21 protein-coding genes are annotated in these 20,887 nt (G+C 70.4%); 20 read left to right on the top strand and 1 reads right to left on the bottom strand.

Annotated features, from left to right (window positions below; genetic code table 11):
- Positions 1–160: 160 nt before the first annotated feature.
- The 4 genes from ACZ43N_RS28920 (at position 161) to ffh (ending at position 5,979) form a co-directional block, all read left to right on the top strand.
- Positions 161–1,453: an ammonium transporter gene (locus ACZ43N_RS28920; RefSeq protein WP_468101640.1), complete on the top strand. Its 1,293-nt coding sequence runs from the start codon at positions 161–163 to the stop codon at positions 1,451–1,453.
- Positions 1,450–1,788, top strand: a complete 339-nt coding sequence (locus tag ACZ43N_RS28915; RefSeq protein ID WP_003997576.1) for a P-II family nitrogen regulator — start codon at positions 1,450–1,452, stop codon at positions 1,786–1,788. The genes ACZ43N_RS28920 and ACZ43N_RS28915 overlap by 4 nt, the downstream gene beginning before the upstream one ends.
- A gap of 26 nt (positions 1,789–1,814) precedes the next feature.
- The gene (locus tag ACZ43N_RS28910) at positions 1,815–4,274 is read left to right on the top strand and encodes a [protein-PII] uridylyltransferase (RefSeq protein ID WP_468101639.1); all 2,460 of its coding nucleotides are present in this window, start codon (positions 1,815–1,817) and stop codon (positions 4,272–4,274) included.
- Between the two features lie 142 nt (positions 4,275–4,416).
- On the top strand, positions 4,417–5,979 hold the full coding sequence (ffh, locus tag ACZ43N_RS28905) for a signal recognition particle protein (protein WP_468101637.1): 1,563 nt from the start codon (positions 4,417–4,419) through the stop codon (positions 5,977–5,979).
- A gap of 363 nt (positions 5,980–6,342) precedes the next feature.
- On the opposite strand, the gene ACZ43N_RS28900 is transcribed toward ffh, so the two are convergent.
- Positions 6,343–7,203, bottom strand: a complete 861-nt coding sequence (locus ACZ43N_RS28900) for an SAM-dependent methyltransferase (RefSeq protein ID WP_468101635.1) — start codon at positions 7,201–7,203, stop codon at positions 6,343–6,345.
- A gap of 202 nt (positions 7,204–7,405) precedes the next feature.
- On the opposite strand from ACZ43N_RS28900, the gene proS reads away from it, so the two are divergent.
- The 16 genes from proS (at position 7,406) to dprA (ending at position 20,646) form a co-directional block, all read left to right on the top strand.
- Positions 7,406–8,821, top strand: a complete 1,416-nt coding sequence (gene proS, locus ACZ43N_RS28895; RefSeq protein WP_468101633.1) for a proline--tRNA ligase — start codon at positions 7,406–7,408, stop codon at positions 8,819–8,821.
- Positions 8,822–9,136: 315 nt separating this feature from the next.
- Entirely contained in the window at positions 9,137–9,733 is a 597-nt protein-coding gene (locus tag ACZ43N_RS28890) for a hypothetical protein (RefSeq protein ID WP_055517136.1), read from the top strand.
- 346 nt (positions 9,734–10,079) lie between these two features.
- Entirely contained in the window at positions 10,080–10,508 is a 429-nt protein-coding gene (rpsP, locus tag ACZ43N_RS28885) for a 30S ribosomal protein S16 (protein WP_468078786.1), read from the top strand.
- A 2-nt stretch (positions 10,509–10,510) separates the two neighbouring features.
- Positions 10,511–10,750 (top strand): RNA-binding protein, encoded by a 240-nt coding sequence (locus ACZ43N_RS28880; protein ID WP_003973401.1) that lies wholly within the window; start codon positions 10,511–10,513, stop codon positions 10,748–10,750.
- Positions 10,751–10,852: 102 nt separating this feature from the next.
- Positions 10,853–11,395: a ribosome maturation factor RimM gene (gene rimM, locus ACZ43N_RS28875; protein WP_468101631.1), complete on the top strand. Its 543-nt coding sequence runs from the start codon at positions 10,853–10,855 to the stop codon at positions 11,393–11,395.
- Positions 11,395–12,228, top strand: a complete 834-nt coding sequence (gene trmD / locus ACZ43N_RS28870; protein ID WP_468101629.1) for a tRNA (guanosine(37)-N1)-methyltransferase TrmD — start codon at positions 11,395–11,397, stop codon at positions 12,226–12,228. The genes rimM and trmD overlap by 1 nt, the downstream gene beginning before the upstream one ends.
- 134 nt (positions 12,229–12,362) lie before the next feature.
- A complete protein-coding gene (gene rplS / locus ACZ43N_RS28865; protein ID WP_053848457.1) occupies positions 12,363–12,713 on the top strand; it encodes a 50S ribosomal protein L19 in 351 nt (116 codons plus the stop codon).
- Between the two features lie 46 nt (positions 12,714–12,759).
- Positions 12,760–13,506: a signal peptidase I gene (gene lepB / locus ACZ43N_RS28860; protein WP_468101627.1), complete on the top strand. Its 747-nt coding sequence runs from the start codon at positions 12,760–12,762 to the stop codon at positions 13,504–13,506.
- Entirely contained in the window at positions 13,499–14,611 is a 1,113-nt protein-coding gene (lepB, locus tag ACZ43N_RS28855; RefSeq protein WP_468101625.1) for a signal peptidase I, read from the top strand. The genes lepB (ACZ43N_RS28860) and lepB (ACZ43N_RS28855) overlap by 8 nt, the downstream gene beginning before the upstream one ends.
- The gene (gene lepB / locus ACZ43N_RS28850) at positions 14,595–15,467 is read left to right on the top strand and encodes a signal peptidase I (RefSeq protein WP_468101623.1); all 873 of its coding nucleotides are present in this window, start codon (positions 14,595–14,597) and stop codon (positions 15,465–15,467) included. Before lepB (ACZ43N_RS28855) ends, lepB (ACZ43N_RS28850) begins: the two co-directional genes overlap by 17 nt.
- An 81-nt stretch (positions 15,468–15,548) precedes the next feature.
- The gene (gene lepB / locus ACZ43N_RS28845) at positions 15,549–16,292 is read left to right on the top strand and encodes a signal peptidase I (RefSeq protein WP_468101621.1); all 744 of its coding nucleotides are present in this window, start codon (positions 15,549–15,551) and stop codon (positions 16,290–16,292) included.
- 154 nt (positions 16,293–16,446) lie between these two features.
- Positions 16,447–16,923 (top strand): NUDIX hydrolase, encoded by a 477-nt coding sequence (locus ACZ43N_RS28840; protein WP_468101758.1) that lies wholly within the window; start codon positions 16,447–16,449, stop codon positions 16,921–16,923.
- 56 nt (positions 16,924–16,979) lie between these two features.
- Positions 16,980–17,288 carry a DUF2469 domain-containing protein gene (locus ACZ43N_RS28835; RefSeq protein ID WP_005311352.1) on the top strand — a complete coding sequence of 103 codons (309 nt, stop codon included), beginning with the start codon at positions 16,980–16,982 and terminating at the stop codon, positions 17,286–17,288.
- Between the two features lie 175 nt (positions 17,289–17,463).
- Complete coding sequence (locus ACZ43N_RS28830) at positions 17,464–17,829, top strand: YraN family protein (RefSeq protein WP_468101619.1); 366 nt, start codon at positions 17,464–17,466, stop codon at positions 17,827–17,829.
- Positions 17,829–19,451 carry a YifB family Mg chelatase-like AAA ATPase gene (locus tag ACZ43N_RS28825; RefSeq protein ID WP_468101617.1) on the top strand — a complete coding sequence of 541 codons (1,623 nt, stop codon included), beginning with the start codon at positions 17,829–17,831 and terminating at the stop codon, positions 19,449–19,451. Before ACZ43N_RS28830 ends, ACZ43N_RS28825 begins: the two co-directional genes overlap by 1 nt.
- Before the next feature lie 34 nt (positions 19,452–19,485).
- Positions 19,486–20,646, top strand: a complete 1,161-nt coding sequence (dprA, locus tag ACZ43N_RS28820; RefSeq protein WP_468101615.1) for a DNA-processing protein DprA — start codon at positions 19,486–19,488, stop codon at positions 20,644–20,646.
- The last annotated feature ends 241 nt before the right edge of the window (positions 20,647–20,887 follow it).

The following is a 20,887-nucleotide window of genomic DNA, read 5'->3' as shown; positions in this document are numbered from 1 at the left end:
TCGTAACGCGACATGCGCGTTCGTCACGTGCGGGAAACAATTCCAATCTCCCCGTGAAACGGTGCTGCGCCAATCTCCTGAGCACAGTCGGCCCTCCCCGATAGCTCCCCCAAGCTTCAGCATCCGCACGGGCCGTTCCGACCACGAGGAGATACCGGCATTGAACGGCACAGATACCGGATTCGTATTGATCAGTGCGGCGCTCGTCATGGTGATGACGCCGGGCCTCGCGCTCTTCTACGGCGGCATGGTCAGGGCCAAGAGCGTGCTGAACATGCTGATGATGTCCTTCATCTCGCTGGGCATCGTCAGCATCCTGTGGGTGCTGTACGGCTACTCACTGTCCTTCAGCGGTGACCAGGGCGGCTTCATCGGCAACCTGGACGCGATCGGCCTGAAGGGCATCGACATCACGAGCACCGTTGACAGCTTCGTCACCGGCGCCAACGACAAGCCGCACCAGATCGCCGCCTTCGCGTTCATCCTCTTCCAGATGCTGTTCGCGGTGATCACCCCGGCCCTGATGAGCGGCGCACTCGCCGACCGAGTCAAGTTCAGCGCCTGGATGATCTTCGTCGCTCTCTGGGTCACCCTGGCGTACTTCCCGGTCGCCCACTGGGTCTGGGCGCCCGGCGGCTGGCTCTTCGAGATGGGCGTCATCGACTTCGCCGGTGGTACCGCGGTCCACATCAACGCCGGTATCGGCGCGCTCGCGGCGGTCCTGGTCGTGGGCAAGCGGATCGGCTTCAAGAAGGACCCGATGCGGCCGCACAGCCTGCCGCTGGTCCTGATCGGCACCGCCCTGCTGTGGTTCGGCTGGTTCGGCTTCAACGCCGGTTCGTGGCTCGGCGTCGACGGCACCACTGCCCGCATGGCGATCAACACGCAGGTCGCGACCGCCGCGGCCATCATCGGCTGGCTGATCTACGAGCGCATCCGTCACGGGGCGTTCACCACCCTCGGTGCCTGCTCCGGCGCCGTCGCCGGCCTGGTCGCGATCACCCCGTCCGGCGGTCACGTCAACGCCTTCGGCGCCATCCTCATCGGTGTCGTCGCCGGTGCCGTCTGCTCCTGGGCCGTCAGCCTCAAGTACAAGCTCGGCTACGACGACTCCCTCGACGTCGTCGGTGTTCACCTGGTCGGCGGTGTCCTCGGCACCCTGATGGTCGGATTCCTGGCCACCGGCGGCGTGGGCGGCCTCGACCAGTTCGGCAAGCAGGCCACGGGCGCCTTCTCCGTGATGGGCTACACCTTCGTGGTGACCTGGATCATCGCCTTCGCCATCCAGAAGACGATCGGCTTCCGCGCCTCCGAGGAGGACGAGGTCACCGGTGTCGACCAGGCCCTGCACGCCGAGACCGCGTACGACTTCAGCTCGGCCGCCGGTTCGCACATCTCCAGCGCCACGAGCACCGTGGCCCCCGCCACCCAGAGCAAGAAGGTCGAGGCATGAAGCTGATCACCGCCGTCGTCAAGCCGCACCGGCTCGACGAGATCAAGGAAGCGCTGCAGGCCTTCGGGGTGCACGGACTGACGGTCACCGAGGCCAGTGGGTACGGTCGGCAGCGGGGACACACCGAGGTGTACCGCGGCGCCGAGTACACGGTCGACCTGGTTCCCAAGATCCGGATCGAGGTACTGGCCGAGGACGACGACGCCGAGCAGTTGATCGACGTCATCGTCAAGGCCGCCCGCACCGGCAAGATCGGTGACGGCAAGGTCTGGTCCCTCCCGGTCGAGACGGCCGTACGGGTCCGGACGGGCGAGCGCGGCCCGGACGCGCTCTGACCGCACAGAAGAACAGGAGTCACTGGGTGACGAGTACGGACGTACGTACGGATGCAGAGGACTCGGGACCCAGCGGCTACGCGGCGGCCCGGCTGCGCCTCCTCCAGCAGGAGGCGCGGTCCGGGCCGCCGCGCCGTGCCGCCCTCGCCGAGCTGACCGACGACTGGCTCGCCGGACTCTTCGGCGCGGGCGCCGGTGAGCTGCGTGGAGTCTCCCTCGTGGCCGTAGGGGGCTACGGGCGCGGCGAGCTCTCCCCGCGCAGCGACCTCGATCTGCTGCTCCTGCACGACGGCTCCGACGAGAAGGCCGTGGCCGCCCTAGCCGACCGCGTCTGGTACCCGGTCTGGGACCTGGGTCTCGCCCTGGACCACTCGGTGCGCACCCCCGCCGAGGCCCGCAAGACCGCCGGCGAGGACCTCAAGGTGCAGTTGGGACTGCTGGACGCGCGGCATCTCGCCGGTGACCTCGGTCTCACCGCCGGACTGCGCACCGCCGTCCTCGCCGACTGGCGCAACCAGGCGCCCAAACGCCTCCCCGAGCTCCAGGAACTGTGCGCCGAGCGCGCCGAGCGGCAGGGGGAGCTGCAGTACCTCCTCGAACCCGATCTGAAGGAAGCGCGCGGCGGGCTGCGCGACGCCACCGCCCTCCGCGCGGTCGCCGCCTCCTGGCTCGCCGACGCCCCGCGCGAGGGACTCGCCGACGCCCGGCGCCGCCTCCTCGACGTAAGGGACGCGCTGCACCTCACCACCGGGCGCGCCACCGACCGGCTCGCGCTCCAGGAACAGGACCAGGTCGCGGCCGACCTGGGGCTGCTGGACGCCGACACCCTGCTGCGCCAGGTGTACGAGGCCGCACGGGTCATCTCGTACGCCAGCGATGTCACCTGGCGTGAAGTGGGGCGCGTGTTGCGTTCGCGCGCTGTGCGGCCCCGGCTGCGCGCCATGCTTGGCGGCGGCAAGCCGGTCGCCGAGCGGTCACCGCTGGCCGAGGGCGTGGTCGAGCAGGACGGCGAGGTCGTGCTCGCCCGTGCCGCCCGGCCCGAACGCGACCCGGTGCTGCCGCTGCGCGCCGCCGCCGCCGCGGCCCAGGCCGGACTGCCGCTGTCCCTGCACGCCGTGCGGCGGCTCGCGGCCACCGCCCGGGCGCTGCCCACTCCCTGGCCCGCCGAGGCCAGGGAGCAGCTCGTCACGCTGCTGGGCTCCGGGCGGCCGACCGTGGACGTCTGGGAGGCCCTGGAGGCCGAGGGGCTCATCACCCGCCTGCTGCCCGACTGGGAGCGGGTCCGCTGCCGTCCGCAGCGCAACGCCGTCCACATCTGGACCGTCGACCGGCACCTCATCGAGACCGCCGTCCGGGCCTCCGCGCTGACCCGCCGGGTCCACCGCCCCGACCTCCTCCTCGTCGCCGCGCTGCTGCACGACATCGGCAAGGGCTGGCCCGGCGACCACTCCGTGGCCGGGGAGATCATCGCCAAGGACGTGGCGACCAGGATCGGCTTCGACCGCGAGGACGTGGCCGTGCTCTCCACCCTCGTCCGTCATCACCTGCTGCTCGTCGACACCGCCACCCGGCGTGACCTGGAGGACCCCGCCACCGTGCGGTCCGTGGCCGAGGCCGTCGGGTCGCCGGGCACGCTCGAACTGCTGCACGCCCTCACCGAGTCCGACGCGCTGGCGACCGGGCCGGCCGCCTGGTCGTCGTGGCGGGCCTCGCTCGTGTCCGACCTGGTCCAGCGGGTTGCCGCGGTGTTCGCCGGAGACGTCCCGGAGGAGCCGGAGCCCGCCGCCCCCACCGCCGAACAGGAGCGGCTCGCCATCGAGGCGTTCCGCACCGGCGGCCCGGTGCTGTCGCTGCGCGCCCGGCCCGACGACGTCACCGTGGCGACCGAGGAGAAGGACGAGAAGGCCGACCCGGAGCCGCTCGGCGTGGAGCTCCTCATCGCGGTGCCCGACCAGCCGGGTGTGCTGCCCGCCCTCGCCGGTGTCCTCGCGATGCACCGGCTCACGGTGCGCACGGCGGAGCTGCGGGCGCTCGACCTGCCGGACGGCGTCCAGGGCTCCGTCCTGCTGCTGGACTGGCGGGTCGCCGCCGAGTACGGCTCGCTGCCCCAGGCGGCCCGGCTCCGCGCCGACCTGGTACGGGCGCTGGAGGGCTCGCTGGACATCGCCGGGCGGCTCGCCGAGCGCGACGCCGCCTACCCACGGCGCCGGGGCGTGGTCGCGCCCCCGCCGCGCGTCACGGTGGCCGCGGCCGCCTCCCGCCACGCGACGGTCATCGAGGTCCGCGCCCAGGACGCCCCCGGCCTGCTGCACCGCATCGGGCGGGCGCTGGAGGACGCGCGGGTACGCGTGCGCAGCGCCCACGTCAGCACGCTCGGTGCCAACGCGGTGGACGCCTTCTACGTCACCGGCCGCGACGGCGCCCCCCTCCCGGGCGACGATGCTGCCTCGCTGGCACGGAAACTCGAGGAGACGCTGCGCGGTTGAACCACGGGGTCACGGGGTCGGCACCGCCCCCGTGGCCCCGGGTCGGGCACTGTTGTCCACAGGGGTGGAGACCCGACCACACCCAGACAGATACCCTGGAGGGCACGTCAGACTGCCCCCGACTCCGAGGACCGACACCGCCGTGTTCGATACGCTCTCCGATCGCCTCTCAGCGACTTTCAAGAACCTGCGGGGTAAGGGACGCCTCTCCGAGGCGGACATCGACGCCACGGCACGCGAGATCCGCATCGCGCTCCTCGAGGCGGACGTGGCGCTGCCGGTGGTCCGGGGCTTCATCAAGAACGTCAAGGAGCGGGCGCTCGGCGCCGAGGTCTCCAAGGCGCTGAACCCCGCCCAGCAGGTCCTCAAGATCGTCAACGAGGAGCTGGTCGGGATCCTCGGCGGCGAGACCCGCCGCCTCCGCTTCGCCAAGAACCCGCCGACCGTGATCATGCTCGCGGGTCTCCAGGGTGCCGGTAAGACGACCCTCGCGGGCAAGCTCGGCAGGTGGCTGAAGGAGCAGGGCCACTCCCCGCTGCTGGTCGCCTGTGACCTCCAGCGGCCGAACGCGGTGAACCAGCTGAGCGTCGTCGCCGAGCGCGCGGGTGTGGCGGTCTACGCCCCCGAGCCGGGCAACGGCGTGGGCGACCCGGTCAAGGTCGCCAAGGACTCCATCGAGTTCGCGAAGTCGAAGGTCCACGACATCGTGGTCGTCGACACGGCCGGTCGCCTGGGTATCGACCAGGAGATGATGCAGCAGGCGGCGGACATCAGGGACGCCGTCTCGCCGGACGAGATCCTCTTCGTCGTCGACGCGATGATCGGTCAGGACGCGGTCAACACCGCCGAGGCCTTCCGCGACGGCGTCGGCTTCGACGGTGTGGTGCTCTCCAAACTCGACGGTGATGCCCGCGGTGGTGCCGCCCTGTCGATCCGCCAGGTCACCGGCAAGCCGATCATGTTCGCGTCGAACGGCGAGAAGCTCGACGACTTCGACCAGTTCCACCCGGACCGGATGGCCTCCCGCATCCTCGACATGGGTGACCTGCTCACCCTGATCGAGCAGGCGGAGAAGACCTTCAGCCAGGAAGAGGCCGCCAAGATGGCCTCCAAACTGGCGTCCAAGAAGGGCCAGGACTTCACCCTCGACGACTTCCTGGCCCAGATGGAGCAGGTCAGGAAGATGGGCAGCATCAGCAAGCTGCTCGGCATGCTGCCCGGCATGGGCCAGATCAAGGACCAGATCAACAACATCGACGAGCGTGACGTCGACCGCACCGCCGCGATCATCAAGTCGATGACCCCGGGCGAGCGCCAGGACCCGACGATCATCAACGGTTCCCGCCGGGCCCGTATCGCCAAGGGTTCCGGTGTCGAGGTCAGCGCCGTGAAGAACCTGGTCGAGCGGTTCTTCGAGGCCCGCAAGATGATGTCCCGCATGGCCCAGGGCGGCGGCATGCCCGGGATGCCGGGAATGCCCGGCATGGGTGGCGGTCCCGGCCGGTCCAAGAAGCAGCCCAAGAAGGCCAAGGGCAAGCAGCGCTCCGGCAACCCGATGAAGCGCAAGCAGCAGGAGCAGGAGGAGGCCGCCCGCCGGGCAGCCGCCGCCCAGGGCGGTGCTCCGGGTGGTGCCTTCGGTCTGCCGGGCCAGCAAAGCGGGCAGGACTTCGAACTGCCCGACGATTTCAAGAAGTTCATGGGCTGACGGTCCGTCCGCGTCCGCGTTCGCGGCCGTATACGGTTCAGAATCCGCGCACGCCACTGGGGGCGCCCTCCGTGAGGAGGGCGCCCCCAGTGGCGTGTCAGGTGTGGCGGCGGGCGCCGCGCGGTCGGCCGGGGGGTGTGGCCGGGGCGCGCGACGCCCGTGCCGTGCGTGGACGCCACATGAGTGGTTGTCGGCATCCGAGTGCGTGGCTCGGCTGGACGGTGCGTCAGGCTATGAGGATCGTCCTTCACTTGGCGAAGCCTGAGGCGGGCCGTACCGCTTTCTCCACACCATTCACACGCGCATCGGCCGAAAGTGTCGAAGACCTTCTCAGCGCGCCCATCTCGGGGCCGTTCATGCTTCTCAGGGCGTCCGGGCGATCAGGTACCGGAACACGTTCGGCATCCACACCGTGCCGTCCTGGCGGCGGTAGGGGTGCAGGGCCTCGGACACTTCCTTGTTCACCTGGACCTGGTCCGTGGCCGCGATCGCCGCGTCGAACAGCCCCGTCGACAGCAGCCCCCGCACCGCGTTGTCCACGTTCGCGTAGCCGAAGGGGCAGGCCACGCGTCCGGAGCCGTCGGGTCGCAGCCCGGCCCGCTGGGCGACCTCCTCCAGGTCGTCCCGCAGCGCGATGCGCCAGCCGCCGGTGCCGCGCAGGGGATCCGCGAGCTTCGTGGCGACACGGAGGACCTTGGACGTCGTGCAGCGCTCCGGGGGACCCCATCCCACGAGGACCACGGGGGCGCCGGGCTCCACCAGCGGGGTCGTGCGGGCCAGCAGCTCGCCCAGGCCCTCGGAGTCGCCGGCCAGGCAGCCGATCGGCTCGAAGGCGGTCACCAGGTTGTACGGCGGGGCACTCGGGCCCCCGGCCGCGTCCTCGGGAGCGCCCTCCACGATCCGGGCGACGGCACGCGCGTGACCGCCCCAACCCTCCGGCCGCAGCCGTTCCCGCGCGAGAGCCGTTCTCTCGGGCGAGGAGGCGTCGACGCCGGTGACCGCGGCGCCCCGCGACGCCGCCATCACCAGTGCCAGCCCCGACCCGCAGCCGATGCCCAGCAGCCGGGTACCGGTGCCCACCTCGAGCCGGCGGTAGACCGCCTCATAGAGCGGGACCAGCATCCGTTCCTGGATCTCGGCCCAGTCACGCGCGCGTGCACACTGGTCCACACGGGGCGTGGCCCCCGGGCGAGGCAGTTGCTGCCGCACGAGCGTAGGTGTCATATCGAAAGCGCCCCAATCCGCCGAGAGTCGTCGCTGTGCCCGTTTTCAGGGCCCCCGTGACAGTGCGCTCGCACTCCCCCCGTATGCCAGATAACTCCGCACCCGGCGCGCCGTCCAGGGGTCTCGGACACCGGCTTGTGGTCTGTCTGTGCGCGGGCAAAAGAATTCACATCCCCGCAACGTGGCCCCGTACGATCGCGCCATGGCAAAGGCACCCGTTCTCACGCCCCAGGCGGACGACTTCCCGCGCTGGTACCAGGACCTGATCACCAAGGCGGAGCTGGCCGACAACGGCCCGGTGCGCGGCACCATGGTCATCCGACCGTACGGGTACGGGCTGTGGGAGCGGATGCAGCAGGAGATGGACGCCCGGATCAAGGAGACGGGTACCCAGAACGCCTATTTCCCCCTCCTGATCCCGCAGTCGTACCTGACCAGGGAGGCCGAGCACGTCGAGGGCTTCGCGCCCGAACTGGCCGTGGTGACGCACGGCGGCGGCAAGGACCTCGAAGAGCCCGCCGTGGTCCGCCCCACCTCAGAGATGATCATCAACGACTACTTCTCGAAGTGGGTCCAGAGTTACCGGGACCTCCCCTTGCTGATCAACCAGTGGGCGAACGTGGTCCGTTGGGAACTGCGTCCCCGTCTGTTCCTCCGCACCACCGAGTTCCTCTGGCAGGAGGGCCACACGGCGCACGCGACGTACGAGGAGGCGCGCGACTTCGCCGCGCACATCCATCGGCAGGTCTACGAGGACTTCATGGTGAACGTCCTTGCGATGGACGTCGTCCCCGGCCGCAAGACGGTGAAGGAGCGCTTCGCCGGAGCCATCAACACCCTGACCCTCGAAGGCATGATGGGCGACGGCAAGGCCCTCCAGATGGCCACCAGTCATGAGCTGGGCCAGAACTTCGCCAAGGCCTTCAACACCCAGTACCTGTCCAGAGAGGGCAAGCAGGAGCTCGTCTGGCAGACCTCCTGGGGCTCCACCACCCGCATGATCGGCGCCCTGGTGATGATGCACGGCGACGACAAGGGCCTGCGGGTCCCGCCCCGGCTCGCCCACATCCAGGCCGTCGTACTCGCGATCAAGGGCGACGACGCGGTTCTGGCCAAGGTTCGAGAGCTCGGCGACCGGCTCAGGGCCGCGGGCGTACGTGTCCATGTGGACGACCGCACGGACATCCCGTTCGGCCGCCGTGCCGTCGACTGGGAACTCAAGGGCGTCCCCGTACGGATCGAGATCGGCCCCCGCGACCTGGAGAACGGCACCGCGATCCTCGCCCGCCGCATCCCCGGGGGCAAGGAAGCGGTTGCCGTCGACTCCGTCGTGAGGCTGCTGCCCACGGTCCTCGAGGAGGACCAGGCGCTGCTCCTGAAGCAGTCGCGCGAGCGCCGGGAATCGCGTACGACCGAGGTCTCGACCATCGGCGAGGCCATCGAGGCCGCACGCGCCGGCGGCTGGGCTCGCATCCCGTGGTCCACCCTCGGCGAGAAGGGCGAGGCCGAGCTCGCGGAGCACGCCGCGACCGTACGGTGTCTGGTCGCCGAGGACGGGTCGGTGCCCGACTCCTACGACGCACCCGGTAACGTCGCGGTCGTGGCGCGCGCTTACTAGAGCGACCCGTTCCGTCGCGAGAGCGACCGAATCGCCCCTTGCGCATCTGACGACCACAGGTGCCCCGGCGCGCGGACCTCGGCTCCGCGCCCTGTCAAGAGGGGCGACCCGACAGGGCCTCGGTTGAGGATGGGTGCGGGAGGCGGGGGACGTACGTGTTACTACGTACCGCCTTGAGTGGAGCTGCGAGGCTTCTCCGCAGATCAGCGCACCCGCCCTCGTCGGGACGCACTAGTGGCAACTGACGGGTACGTGCAAATTATTTGGGATGCCCCGGAATCGGAACACAGGGGCCCTCAGGCTCGTTCTCATTACGTGAGCACGACACAGACACCACCCGTTCTCGCCGCAGAACTGGCACAGGCGTGGGCCGACATTCAGCGGTACCACCCCGAGCTGCCGGATCTTGCCGCACCCGAGTCCCTGATCGGGGAGTCGTCGTCCGCCTGCGGGCACGAACTCTCCTTCGAGCGACTGCTCCATGAAGCAGTCCACGGCATCGCCGCCGCCCGCGGAGTCCGCGACACCTCCCGAGCCGGCCGCTACCACAACCGGAGATTCCTCGCGATCGCCGAGGAACTGGGCCTGGACCACCCCGAGGAACCGCATCCCAGCAGCGGCTTCTCGCTGGTCACCCTCAACCCCGAGGCGAAGCGTCGCTACCGCCCCACCATCGAGAGACTGCAACGCGCCCTGAAGGCCCACACGGCGGCCACCTCCGCCGACACCGCCCGCAGCTTCCGGGGCCCGGCCGCCCGTCACGGCTCCTCCGGCGGCGGCGTACGGGTCAAGGCGGTCTGCGACTGCGGACGCAACGTCCGGGTCGTCCCCTCCGTGCTCGCCCAGGCGCCCATCGTCTGCGGCGGCTGCGGAAAGCCCTTCCGTATCCCGGAGGTCGTGGGCGCGGCGTGACGCGACGGCGAACTGAACAGACGGCTGCTCGTGGCGGCCGTACCAGTGAGTCGTACGTCGAGCCGTACGTCACGTCGGGAGTGGAGGGTGCCGTCCCGGCGGCATCCTCCACGCGGCGGTGAGCGCAACGCACCCCTGGCGCGGGGTGCCGCTCAGTCATGGCCGCACGCGCCCCCTCGCGGCAAGCGCGACCCGCGGGGTGTGGCACAATGGCTAGCTGTACTCGACAGCCGCACAGGACCCCTCTCTCCTCCGGCTGACGCGTCCATCGGGCACTCGGGTACCGCAACCCCACGCGGCATTCTCGCCGTGCCCAACCACGTCAAATCCAGGAGAACCCACTCCCGTGGCAGTCAAGATCAAGCTGAAGCGTCTGGGCAAGATCCGTTCGCCTCACTACCGCATCGTCGTCGCCGACTCCCGTACCCGTCGTGACGGTCGTGCGATCGAGGAGATCGGCAAGTACCACCCGACGTACAACCCGTCGGTCATCGAGGTCGACGCGGACCGTGTCGCCTACTGGCTGGGTGTCGGCGCGCAGCCGACCGAGCCCGTGCTCGCCATCCTGAAGAAGACCGGCGACTGGCAGAAGTTCAAGGGCGAGCCCGCCCCGGCGCCGCTCCTCGTCGCCGAGCCGAAGTCCACGCGTCCGTCGTTCGAGTCCCTCGGCGGCGACGACGAGGGCAAGGGTGAGGCCATCACCCAGAAGAAGAAGGCTGAGAAGAAGGACGAGGCGGCCGCCGAGTCTTCCTCGTCTGAGTCGACCGAGGCCTGAGCATGCTCGAGGAGGCTCTCGAGCACCTCGTCAAGGGCATCGTCGACAACCCCGACGACGTACAGGTCGCCTCGCGCAACCTGCGCCGCGGGCGCGTCCTCGAGGTCCGGGTCCACCCCGACGACCTCGGCAAGGTGATCGGCCGCAACGGCCGTACCGCCCGCGCCCTGCGCACCGTCGTGGGTGCCATCGGCGGCCGCGGAGTCCGTGTCGACCTCGTCGACGTGGACCACGTCCGCTGAGTAATTCGCAGCACCGGCTCGGGCCGGGGAGGGCCATCGAGCCGTCCCCGGCCCGACGTCGTACGGTCGGCCGGACCGTCCGATGACAGGAGATCAAGCACAGTGCAGCTGGTAGTCGCACGGATCGGCCGCGCCCACGGCATCAAGGGCGAGGTCACCGTCGAGGTACGTACCGACGAGCCGGAGCTGAGGCTCGCGCCCGGCGCCGTACTGGCCACCGACCCCGCCTCGGCGGGGCCCCTCACCATCGAGACCGGCCGGGTGCACAGCGGCCGCCTCCTGCTGCGCTTCGAGGGTGTGAAGGACCGCAACGCCGCGGAGGCGCTGCGCAACACCCTGCTGATCGCCGAGGTGGACCCGGACGAACTGCCCGAGGAAGAGGACGAGTACTACGACCACCAGCTGATCGATCTCGACGTGGTCACCAAGGACGGAGTCGAGGTCGGCCGGATCAGCGAGATCTCGCACCTGCCCTCGCAGGACCTCTTCATCGTCGAGCGGCCCGACGGCAGCGAGGTGATGATCCCCTTCGTCGAGGAGATCGTCACCGAGATCGACCTGAAGGAACAGCGCGCGGTCATCGACCCGCCGCCGGGACTGGTCGACGACCGCGCCGAGATCGCGTCGTCCCGGGATGAGGCCTGATGCGGCTCGACGTCGTCACGATCTTCCCCGAGTACCTCGACCCCCTGAACGTCTCCCTCGTCGGGAAGGCACGCGCGCGCGGACAGCTGAACGTGCACGTGCATGATCTGCGCGCCTGGACCTACGACCGGCACAACACCGTCGACGACACGCCGTACGGCGGCGGCCCGGGCATGGTCATGAAAACCGAGCCCTGGGGCGACGCGCTGGACTCCGTCCTCGCCCACGGCTACGAGACCGGGGCCCGCCGGCCCGCCCTGGTCGTCCCCACGCCCAGCGGCCGCCCCTTCACCCAGACCCTCGCCGTCGAACTCTCCGAGCGCCCCTGGCTGCTCTTCACCCCGGCCCGCTACGAGGGCATCGACCGGCGCGTCATCGACGAGTACGCCACCCGGATGCCCGTGTACGAGGTGTCCATCGGCGACTACGTGCTCGCCGGCGGCGAGGCGGCCGTCCTCGTCATGACGGAGGCAGTCGCCCGTCTGCTGCCCGGCGTCCTCGGCAACGCCGAGTCCCACCGGGACGACTCCTTCGCGCCCGGCGCCATGGCCAACCTCCTGGAGGGGCCGGTCTACACGAAGCCGCCCGAGTGGCGCGGCCGGGACATCCCCGAGGTCCTGCTCAGCGGCCACCACGGCAAGATCGCGCGCTGGCGGCGGGACGAGGCGCTGAGGCGCACGACGGTCAACCGGCCCGACCTCATCGAGCGCTGCGACCCCAAGGCCTTCGACAAGAAGGACCGCGAGATGCTCTCCATCCTGGGCTGGGCCCCCGACCCCGAGGGTGAGACCCACGGCCGATTTTGGCGTCGGCTGGAGGGCGTGGAAGAATAGGCCGCTGTTGTGCGTCGTCCGGCGTGCGCCCCTGCCACAGGGGGACACGACGCCCGCCCCGACACGGACAGCATCCTCTTGGAAAACCTAGCTCCCGCCTATGACCTGTGGCATGGGCGAAGAAAGCAGACGCAATGTCTCACCTGCTCGACTCCGTCGACTCCGCGTCGCTGCGCAGCGACATCCCGGCCTTCCGCCCGGGTGACACCGTCAACGTCCACGTCCGCGTCATCGAGGGCAACCGCTCGCGTGTGCAGCAGTTCAAGGGCGTGGTGATCCGCCGCCAGGGCGCCGGTGTCCGCGAGACCTTCACGGTCCGCAAGGTCTCGTTCTCCGTCGGCGTCGAGCGCACCTTCCCGGTGCACACCCCGATCGTCGAGAAGATCGAGCTCGTCACCCGCGGTGACGTCCGTCGCGCCAAGCTGTACTACCTGCGCGAGCTGCGCGGCAAGGCGGCGAAGATCAAGGAGAAGCGCGAGAACTGAGCGCGCGCTCACGTGTCACAGAGGGGCCGGATACGATCTGGCCCCGATGGACACCGAGGCACAGCAGTACATGGAGCGCGACCGCTCCCCCCGCCCTTCTGAAGCCGGGACGTCCCCCGTCCCGGCCGGTTCCGAGGAGACCTCGGAGACAGAGCGGCCGGAGGGGCGGTCGCGTTTCGTGTGGGCGGGCAGGGCCGCCGAGTCCGTTCCGGGCGGGCGATACACCCTTGCTGTACTGGTCTGCCTGCTTTTTCTGACGCTCTTCAGCAACTTCGTGATGCAGCCGTTCCAGATTCCCAGCAGCTCGATGGAGCGTTCATTGAGGATCGGGGACCGCGTTCTCGTAAATAAGTTGGCGTACCGTTTCGGTTCTGAGCCGCGGCGAGGTGACGTCGTCGTCTTCGACGGCACCGGCTACTTCGGGAACGCCGACTACATCAAGCGCGTTGTCGGCGTGGGGGGAGATCGGGTGGTCTGCTGCGACCAGGAGGGGAGGCTTGAGGTGAACGGCCGGTCGGTCGACGAGTCGTCGTTTCTGTACCCGGGGGACAGCCCGTCGAGCGTGCCCTTCGACGTGGTCGTACCCGAGGGGCGCCTGTTCCTCCTCGGCGACCACCGCGGCGACTCCAGCGACTCCCGCAACCACCTGGGCTCCCCGGGCGGCGGCATGATCCCCCTCGACGCCGTGATCGGCCGGGCCGACTGGATCGCCTGGCCCGCGGACCACTGGACGCGTCTGCACCGCCCCGACGCCTACGCACGCGTGCCCGCCGCCGGCGGTGCGCATGGGTAACCGTGGCAGGCCCCGCGGTGCCGCCAGCGCCCCGTCCGACAATCTGCTGCCCACCGGCACCCGGCGGGCCGGCGGCGCGGCCCGGCCGAGCCGGGTCGAACGGCGCAAGCTCGCCCGAAAGATCAAGCGACGCAGGCGCCGCTCGGCGGTCAAGGAGATCCCGCTCCTGGTCGGTGTCGCCGTCGTGATAGCGCTGGTCCTCAAGACCTTCCTCGTCCAGGCGTTCGTGATCCCGTCGGGCTCCATGGAGCAGACGATCCAGATCGGCGACCGCGTCCTGGTCGACAAGCTCACCCCGTGGTTCGGCTCGAAACCGACCCGGGGGGACGTCGTCGTCTTCAAGGACCCCGGTGGCTGGCTGGAGGACGAGCAGACCACGCCCACGACCGAGGACCCCATCGTCATCAAGCAGATCAAGGAGGGCCTGCAGTTCATCGGACTGCTCCCGTCCGACGACGAGAAGGACCTGATCAAGCGGGTCGTCGCGGTCGGCGGCGACACCGTCAAGTGCTGTGACCTCCAGGGGCGCGTCACCGTCAACGGGATGCCGCTCGAGGAGACGGCCTACATCCACCCGGGCAACAAGCCCTCCACCCAGGAGTTCCAGGTCACCGTGCCCCAGGGACGGCTCTGGGTCATGGGCGACCACCGTGAGGATTCGGCCGATTCGCGCGCCCACCAGTCGGACGACTCGAAGACCGCCCGGTTCAGCGGTACGGTCCCCGAGGACGCCGTCGTCGGCAGGGCCGTCGTCATCGCCTGGCCGGTCGGCCACTGGGAGCAGCTGGAGGAGCCGGACACGTTCTCCGCCGTGCCGAGCGGGTCGCCCACCGCCCTCGGCGCTTCGCATAGGGTGGCCCCCGCGGATCGAAACGGATTGATCCCCCTCCCGACCCCTGCGGAACTCCCGCTCGTTATGGGAGTGGTGGGCCTGCACCGGATGTGGCGTGGGCGGCGGTACGGCGTGAGGAGTGGATGTGGGGGATTTGGCGGTCGGCGCACGGTCCGGGCACGGTGGTTCCGAGGAACGGCCCGAGCAGTCCGACGAGGCGGCTTCCCCGGCCGCGGAGAACCTCGCCGACGGTTCCGTGTCCGACGGGAGTGACCACCCGGACGGGGCGGACAGCGGGGAAGGTGCCCAGACCTCGACGGACGACGGCGAGCAGAACCGGACGCCCAAGAAGAAACAGCGCTCCTTCTGGAAGGAGCTGCCGATCCTGATCGGTATCGCGCTGGTCCTCGCGCTGCTGATCAAGACCTTCCTGGTGCAGGCGTTCTCGATCCCGTCGGACTCGATGCAGAACACCCTGCAGGAGGGCGACCGGGTCCTGGTCGACAAGCTCACTCCCTGGTTCGGCTCCGAGCCGGAGCGCGGCGAGGTCGTCGTCTTCCACGACCCGGCCGGCTGGCTCAAGGGCGAGCCCACCCTGGAGCCCAACCCGGTGCAGCGGGTCCTCGGCTGGATCGGCCTGATGCCGTCCGCGGAGGAGAAGGACCTCATCAAACGCGTCATCGGCGTCGCCGGCGACACCGTGGAGTGCAAGGGCACAGGCCCGCTCAAGGTCAACGGCAAGGCGCTGAACGAGCCCTACGTGTACCCGGGCAACACCCCCTGCACCGTCGACGACACCGGCGGTCAGTTCAAGGTGAAGGTACCCGAGGGCAAAATCTGGGTCATGGGTGACCACCGTCAGAACTCGCTGGACTCCCGCTACCACCAGAACGACAAGAACAAGGGCATGGTCCCGGTGGACAGCGTCGTCGGCCGTGCCATCGTGGTCGCCTGGCCGCCCACCCGCTGGTCCACGCTGCCGATTCCCGACACCTTCGACCAGAACCTGAGCGCCGCCGCACCCGGCGCGCTCGGTCTCGCGGGCGCGGTTCCGCTGGTGCTCTGGCGCCGGCGCCGCCTCCTCGCGGCCGACGGCCCGAGGGTTTCTGACGCGCGTACCGCCGGGTAGGGTGCCGTCCCAGATCGCCGATCATCCGTGGCGCCGCACGGCGCCCGGGCGATCGAATCTCCGACCTGGGGGAGCACTGGGATGAGCGGGACGACAGGCCGTACGGACGAGGGCCGCGGACGGCTCGGCAGCAAGCTGTCGGGGCTGGCCGTGGCCCTCGGCTGTGTGCTCTTCCTCGGCGGCTTCCTCTGGGGCGCCGTCGTCTACCAGCCCTACACCGTGCCGACCGACTCCATGGCTCCCACCATCACCTCCGGGGACCGCATCCTGGCCCAGCGGATCGACGGCGCCGAGATCAAGCGCGGTGACGTCGTGGTCTTCCGGGAGGAGGCCTGGGGCAACTCGCCCATGGTCAAGCGAGTCGTCGCGGTCGGCGGTGACACCGTCGCCTGCTGCACCGACGGCAAGCTGACCGTCAACGGCAAGAAGGTCGACGAGGCGTATCTGCCGAAGGGCCAGGACGCCGAGCTGACCGGCATCCCTGAGATCACGGTCCCCAAGGGCAGGCTCTTCCTGCTCGGCGACGAGCGCAGCGGCTCCCTGGACTCCACCGCCCACCTCACCGAAGCCGGCCAGGGCACGGTGCCGCGGGGCAACGTCGACGCGCGCGTGGACGCCGTCGTCTGGCCGATGGACGGCATGCTGGCCCGCCCCACGGGCTTCGAGAAACTGGGCGCGCTGTCCTCTCCCGGCCCGCTGCGGCTGATCACCGCCGCGCTCGTCGTGGGCATGCTGCTCGTCCTGGTCGGTGCGGCCTACGGCCCCGTGGCCAAGCGGCTCGGTGGCCGCGACCGCGTGCGGACGGAGCCCGCCGGTGTCGGCTGAGCCGTCGCGGGAGCCGTCGCTCGGTGCGTCGTCGGGTCCGTCGTCCGCGCGGCCACCGGCCTCGTCGTACGGGGCTTCGTACAGCCCGTACGGCGGTGGCGACCGGGATGCCCAGGGCGCGGCCGAGGACACCTACGAGGGCGGGCTCCGCAAGGTGGCGCGGGTGATCCTGCTGGACCCCCGGGACCGGATCCTGCTGCTGCACGGCCATGAACCGGACGACCCGTCGAACGACTGGTGGTTCACCCCCGGCGGAGGCGTCGAGGGCGCGGAGAGGCTGGAGGAGGCCGCGCTGCGGGAGCTCGCCGAGGAGACCGGGATCACGGACGCCGAGCTCGGTCAGGTCCTCTGGCGGCGTAGGTGCTCCTTCCCCTTCGCCGGGCGCCGCTGGGACCAGGACGAGTGGTACTACCTGGCCCGTACGGCCGTCGCCCACCAGCCGCTGCCCGGTGCGGCGGGGTTGACCCAACTGGAACGACGCAGTGTCGCGGGAGCACGCTGGTGGACGTGCGGGGAACTCACCCGCACGCATGAGACTGTGTACCCGACCAGACTCGCCGAACTGCTGCGCACGCTGCTCGACGAGGGTCCCCCGGCTCAGCCCGTGGTCCTCGAGACCGAAATTGTCTAGAGGCGTGCGGGGCTGGCGCACAATGGTGGGATCGCACGGCTGAAGGGGAACATGCCATGAGCGCCGAGGACCTCGAGAAGTACGAGACCGAGATGGAGCTGAAGCTCTACCGGGAGTACCGCGATGTCGTCGGTCTGTTCAAATACGTGATCGAGACCGAGCGACGCTTCTATCTCACCAATGACTACGAGATGCAGGTGCACTCGGTGCAGGGCGAGGTGTTCTTCGAGGTGTCCATGGCGGACGCCTGGGTGTGGGACATGTACCGGCCGGCCCGGTTCGTGAAGCAGGTGCGGGTGCTCACGTTCAAGGACGTGAACATCGAGGAGCTCAACAAGAGCGATCTGGAGTTGCCGGGCAGCTGAGGCCGGGCGGGACGCCGGCTGCGGCTGCCCCTCGTCTGCCCCTCCCCAGCGGGGTGGCCGTCCGTCGGTCGTCATCCCGGCGGGTGACGAGGTTGTCCACAACCGTGGACTTTTCCACCAAGATCCAATAGCGGGCCGAGATGCCCTCAGTGTTGGCGCCGGAGGTGGTGCCGACATGGGCAACGCACGAGGAGCACTCGGCAGGTACGGCGAGGAGCTGGCCGCACGGCGGCTGGCCGAGGCCGGGATGACGGTCCTGGAGCGCAACTGGCGCTGCGGCAGGACCGGTGAGATCGACATCGTGGCCCGGGACGGGGACGCGCTGGTCGTCTGCGAGGTCAAGACCCGAAGGGCCGGCCCCTTCGAACACCCGATGGCGGCCGTCACGACCACCAAGGCGGAACGCCTGCGCGGCCTCGCCGAACGCTGGCTCCAGGAACACGGAGGGGCCCCACCGGGCGGCGTCCGCATCGACGTCGTCGGAGTCGTCCTGCCCCCTCGCGGGGCGCCCGTCGTCGAACACGTACGGGGGGTGGCCTGATGGGATTCGCCCGCACCTGCTCCGTGGCCCTCGTGGGCGTGGAGGGCGTCGTCGTCGAGGTCCAGGCGGACCTCGAACCGGGCGTGGCCGCCTTCACGCTGGTGGGGTTGCCGGACAAGAGCCTGACGGAGAGCAAGGACCGGGTCAGGGCGGCGGTGGTGAACTCCGGCGCCGAGTGGCCCCAGAAGAAGCTGACGGTGGGGCTCAGCCCCGCGTCGGTGCCCAAGGCCGGAAGTGGCTTCGACCTCGCGGTCGCATGCGCGGTCCTGGGTGCCTCCGAGCGGATCGATCCGCGAGTCCTCTCCGACATCGTGATGATCGGTGAGCTGGGACTCGACGGGAGGGTCCGTCCGGTGCGCGGCATCCTGCCGGCCGTACTGGCCGCCACCGAGGCCGGCTACGAACAGGTGGTCGTGCCGGAGTGCTCCGCCGCGGAGGCGTCCTTGGTCCCCGGCGTGTCCGTCCTCGGCGTCCGCACCCTGCGGCAGCTGATCGCCGTCCTCGCCGACGAGCCCGTGCCGGACGAGGAACCCGACGAGGGACGTCCGGATCCCCTGCTGGCGGGCCTGCGCATGCCGGGCACGGGAGCGGCCACCGGTATCCACACCACCGGCGCCGCCCAGCACGACCAAGGGCATGACCTGGCCGATGTCGTCGGGCAGCTCGCGGCGCGGACCGCGGTGGAGGTGGCGGCGGCCGGAGGGCACCACCTCTTCCTGGAAGGCCCACCGGGAGCGGGCAAGACGATGCTCGCGGAGCGTCTGCCCGCCATCCTGCCGAAGCTGGGCAGAGAGGAGTCCTTGGAGGTCACGGCAGTCCACTCGATCGCCGGTCTCCTGCCGGCGGGCAAGCCGCTGGTCGATGCGGCGCCCTACTGCGCGCCGCATCACTCGGCGACGATGCAGTCCCTCGTCGGGGGCGGTCAGGGCATCGCGAGGCCCGGCGCGGTGTCACTGGCCCACCGTGGGGTGCTCTTCCTCGACGAGACACCCGAGTTCAGCGGCCAGGCGCTCGATGCCCTGCGCCAGCCACTGGAGGCGGGGCACGTCGTGATCGCACGCAGTGCCGGGGTCGTCCGCTTCCCGGCGAAGTTCCTCATGGTGCTCGCCGCGAACCCGTGCCCGTGCGGGCGCTTCTCCCGGACCGACGACCTGTGCGAGTGTCCGCCCGCCTCGATCCGCCGGTATCAGGCCAGGCTGTCCGGGCCGCTGCTGGACCGGGTCGACCTCCGTGTCGAGGTCGACCGGGTCGGCCGGTCCGAACTCACCCGGCGAGGCGCCCGCGGCGAATCCACAGCGACGGTGGCCGAACGGGTGCGGGCGGCCAGGGAGCGCGCCGCGCTGCGGCTGGCGGGCACGCCGTGGCGTACGAACAGCGAGATCCCGGGGCGTGAGCTGCGTTGTCGGTGGCATGCGGCGCCCGGTGCCATGGACGAGGCCGAGCGGAGTCTGGAGAGGGGCATTCTGACCGCACGCGGACTGGATCGGGTTCTGCGGGTCGCGTGGACGATCTCGGACCTCGTCGGCCACGAGCGTCCCGATGCGGCGGACGTCAATCTGGCTCTCCAACTGCGCACCGGCGTTCCGCGTGGAGTACCCATGGCGATCGGAGCCCTGGTATGAGGCCGGAGCGCCGCGACGCGTCGGTGGGTGGGTCATGACCGAGGGCGGCGCGCCCGACGCCGAGCGCATCGACCGGGCCTTCCTCGCCCGCGTCATCGAACCAGGCGACGAGCTCGCCGGGCGATGGCTGCGGGAACTCGGGGCCAGGGAGACGGTACGGCGGCTCTCCGGGGGCGGCGGGCCGCTGCCGGGCGCGTCGGAGAAGCGGTGGGCGGGGCTGCAGTCCCGCGCCGGACGTGCCGATCCACAGAGGGACCTGGCACAGGCGCGCGCGGCCGGGGTCAGGTTTCTGGTGCCCGGGGACGCGGAGTGGCCGGGGCAGTTGGATGACCTCGGGGACGGACGGCCCCTCGGGCTCTGGGTGCAGGGCAAGGTCAATGCGCGGATGTGGGCTCTGAGGTCCGTGGCCGTTGTCGGGGCAAGGGCTTGCACGGAATACGGGGCCCACATGGCGGCCGTGCTGGGTGCGGGGTTGGCCGAGCGGGGCTGGGTGGTGGTGTCCGGCGGGGCCTACGGCGTGGACGGGGCCGCTCACCGAGGTGTGCTCGGGGTCGGCGGGGCCACCGTCGCCGTGCTGGCCTGCGGGGTGGACCGGCCGTATCCACGGGGGCATGCCCAGTTGATCAGCAGGATCGCCGAACAGGGGCTCGTCGTGGGGGAATTGCCGCCGGGGGAGCACCCCACCCAGAGCCGTTTCCTCCTGCGGAACAGAGTGATCGCCGCCCTCACCAGGGGCACTGTGGTCGTAGAGGCGGCCCATCGCAGCGGCGCCCTGGTCACGGCGCGGGCCGCGCAGCGGCTGGGACGGTTCACGATGGGCGTGCCCGGACCGGCGACCTCGGCCCTGTCGGCGGGGGTGCACGAGCTGCTGCGGGGCGACGCCGTGCTCGTGTCGGACGCCGCGGAAGTCGTCGAGCTGGTCGGCGACATGGGCGAGTTCGCGCCCGACAAGCGGGGCCCGGTCCTCCCCCGTGACCTGCTCGAACCCGGCGCGCGAGCGGTGCTCGCCGCCCTGCCGGGGCGGGGCGCGGCGGCCGTCGACGCGGTGGCCAGAGGTGCCGGGACGACGGTGGACGACGCGGTCGGGAGACTGTACGAACTCCGCGCACTTGGTTACGTCGAACGACACGGCGACACCTGGAAGTTGACACGCCAGGCGATGATCTCCGTTTCTTCGGATCGGAGGCCGGGTTGACCGAGCGTGTTCGGCCGTCCGGGGGAACGCCGACAGCCTTGCGGTTTCCGGTAGTTGGGCACCATGCGTCCGTCACGGTGTGCGACCGTTGCACCCCCGGAGCGCGCCCAGCGGAACGTATCTGCGCCCGGGTGATCCCTCGCCGTTCGCGCACTGCGACACCTCAGTCACGCTACGCTCACGAGGATTCCGAATCAGGCAGGCATCTCGACATCAGACCGACAGCTCACCCAGGCACCCC

Source organism: Streptomyces sp. NPDC030814 (assembly GCF_055572155.1).
The sequence above is the reverse complement of the archived record's forward strand: the minus strand, read 5'-3'. Positions and strand labels throughout refer to the sequence as shown.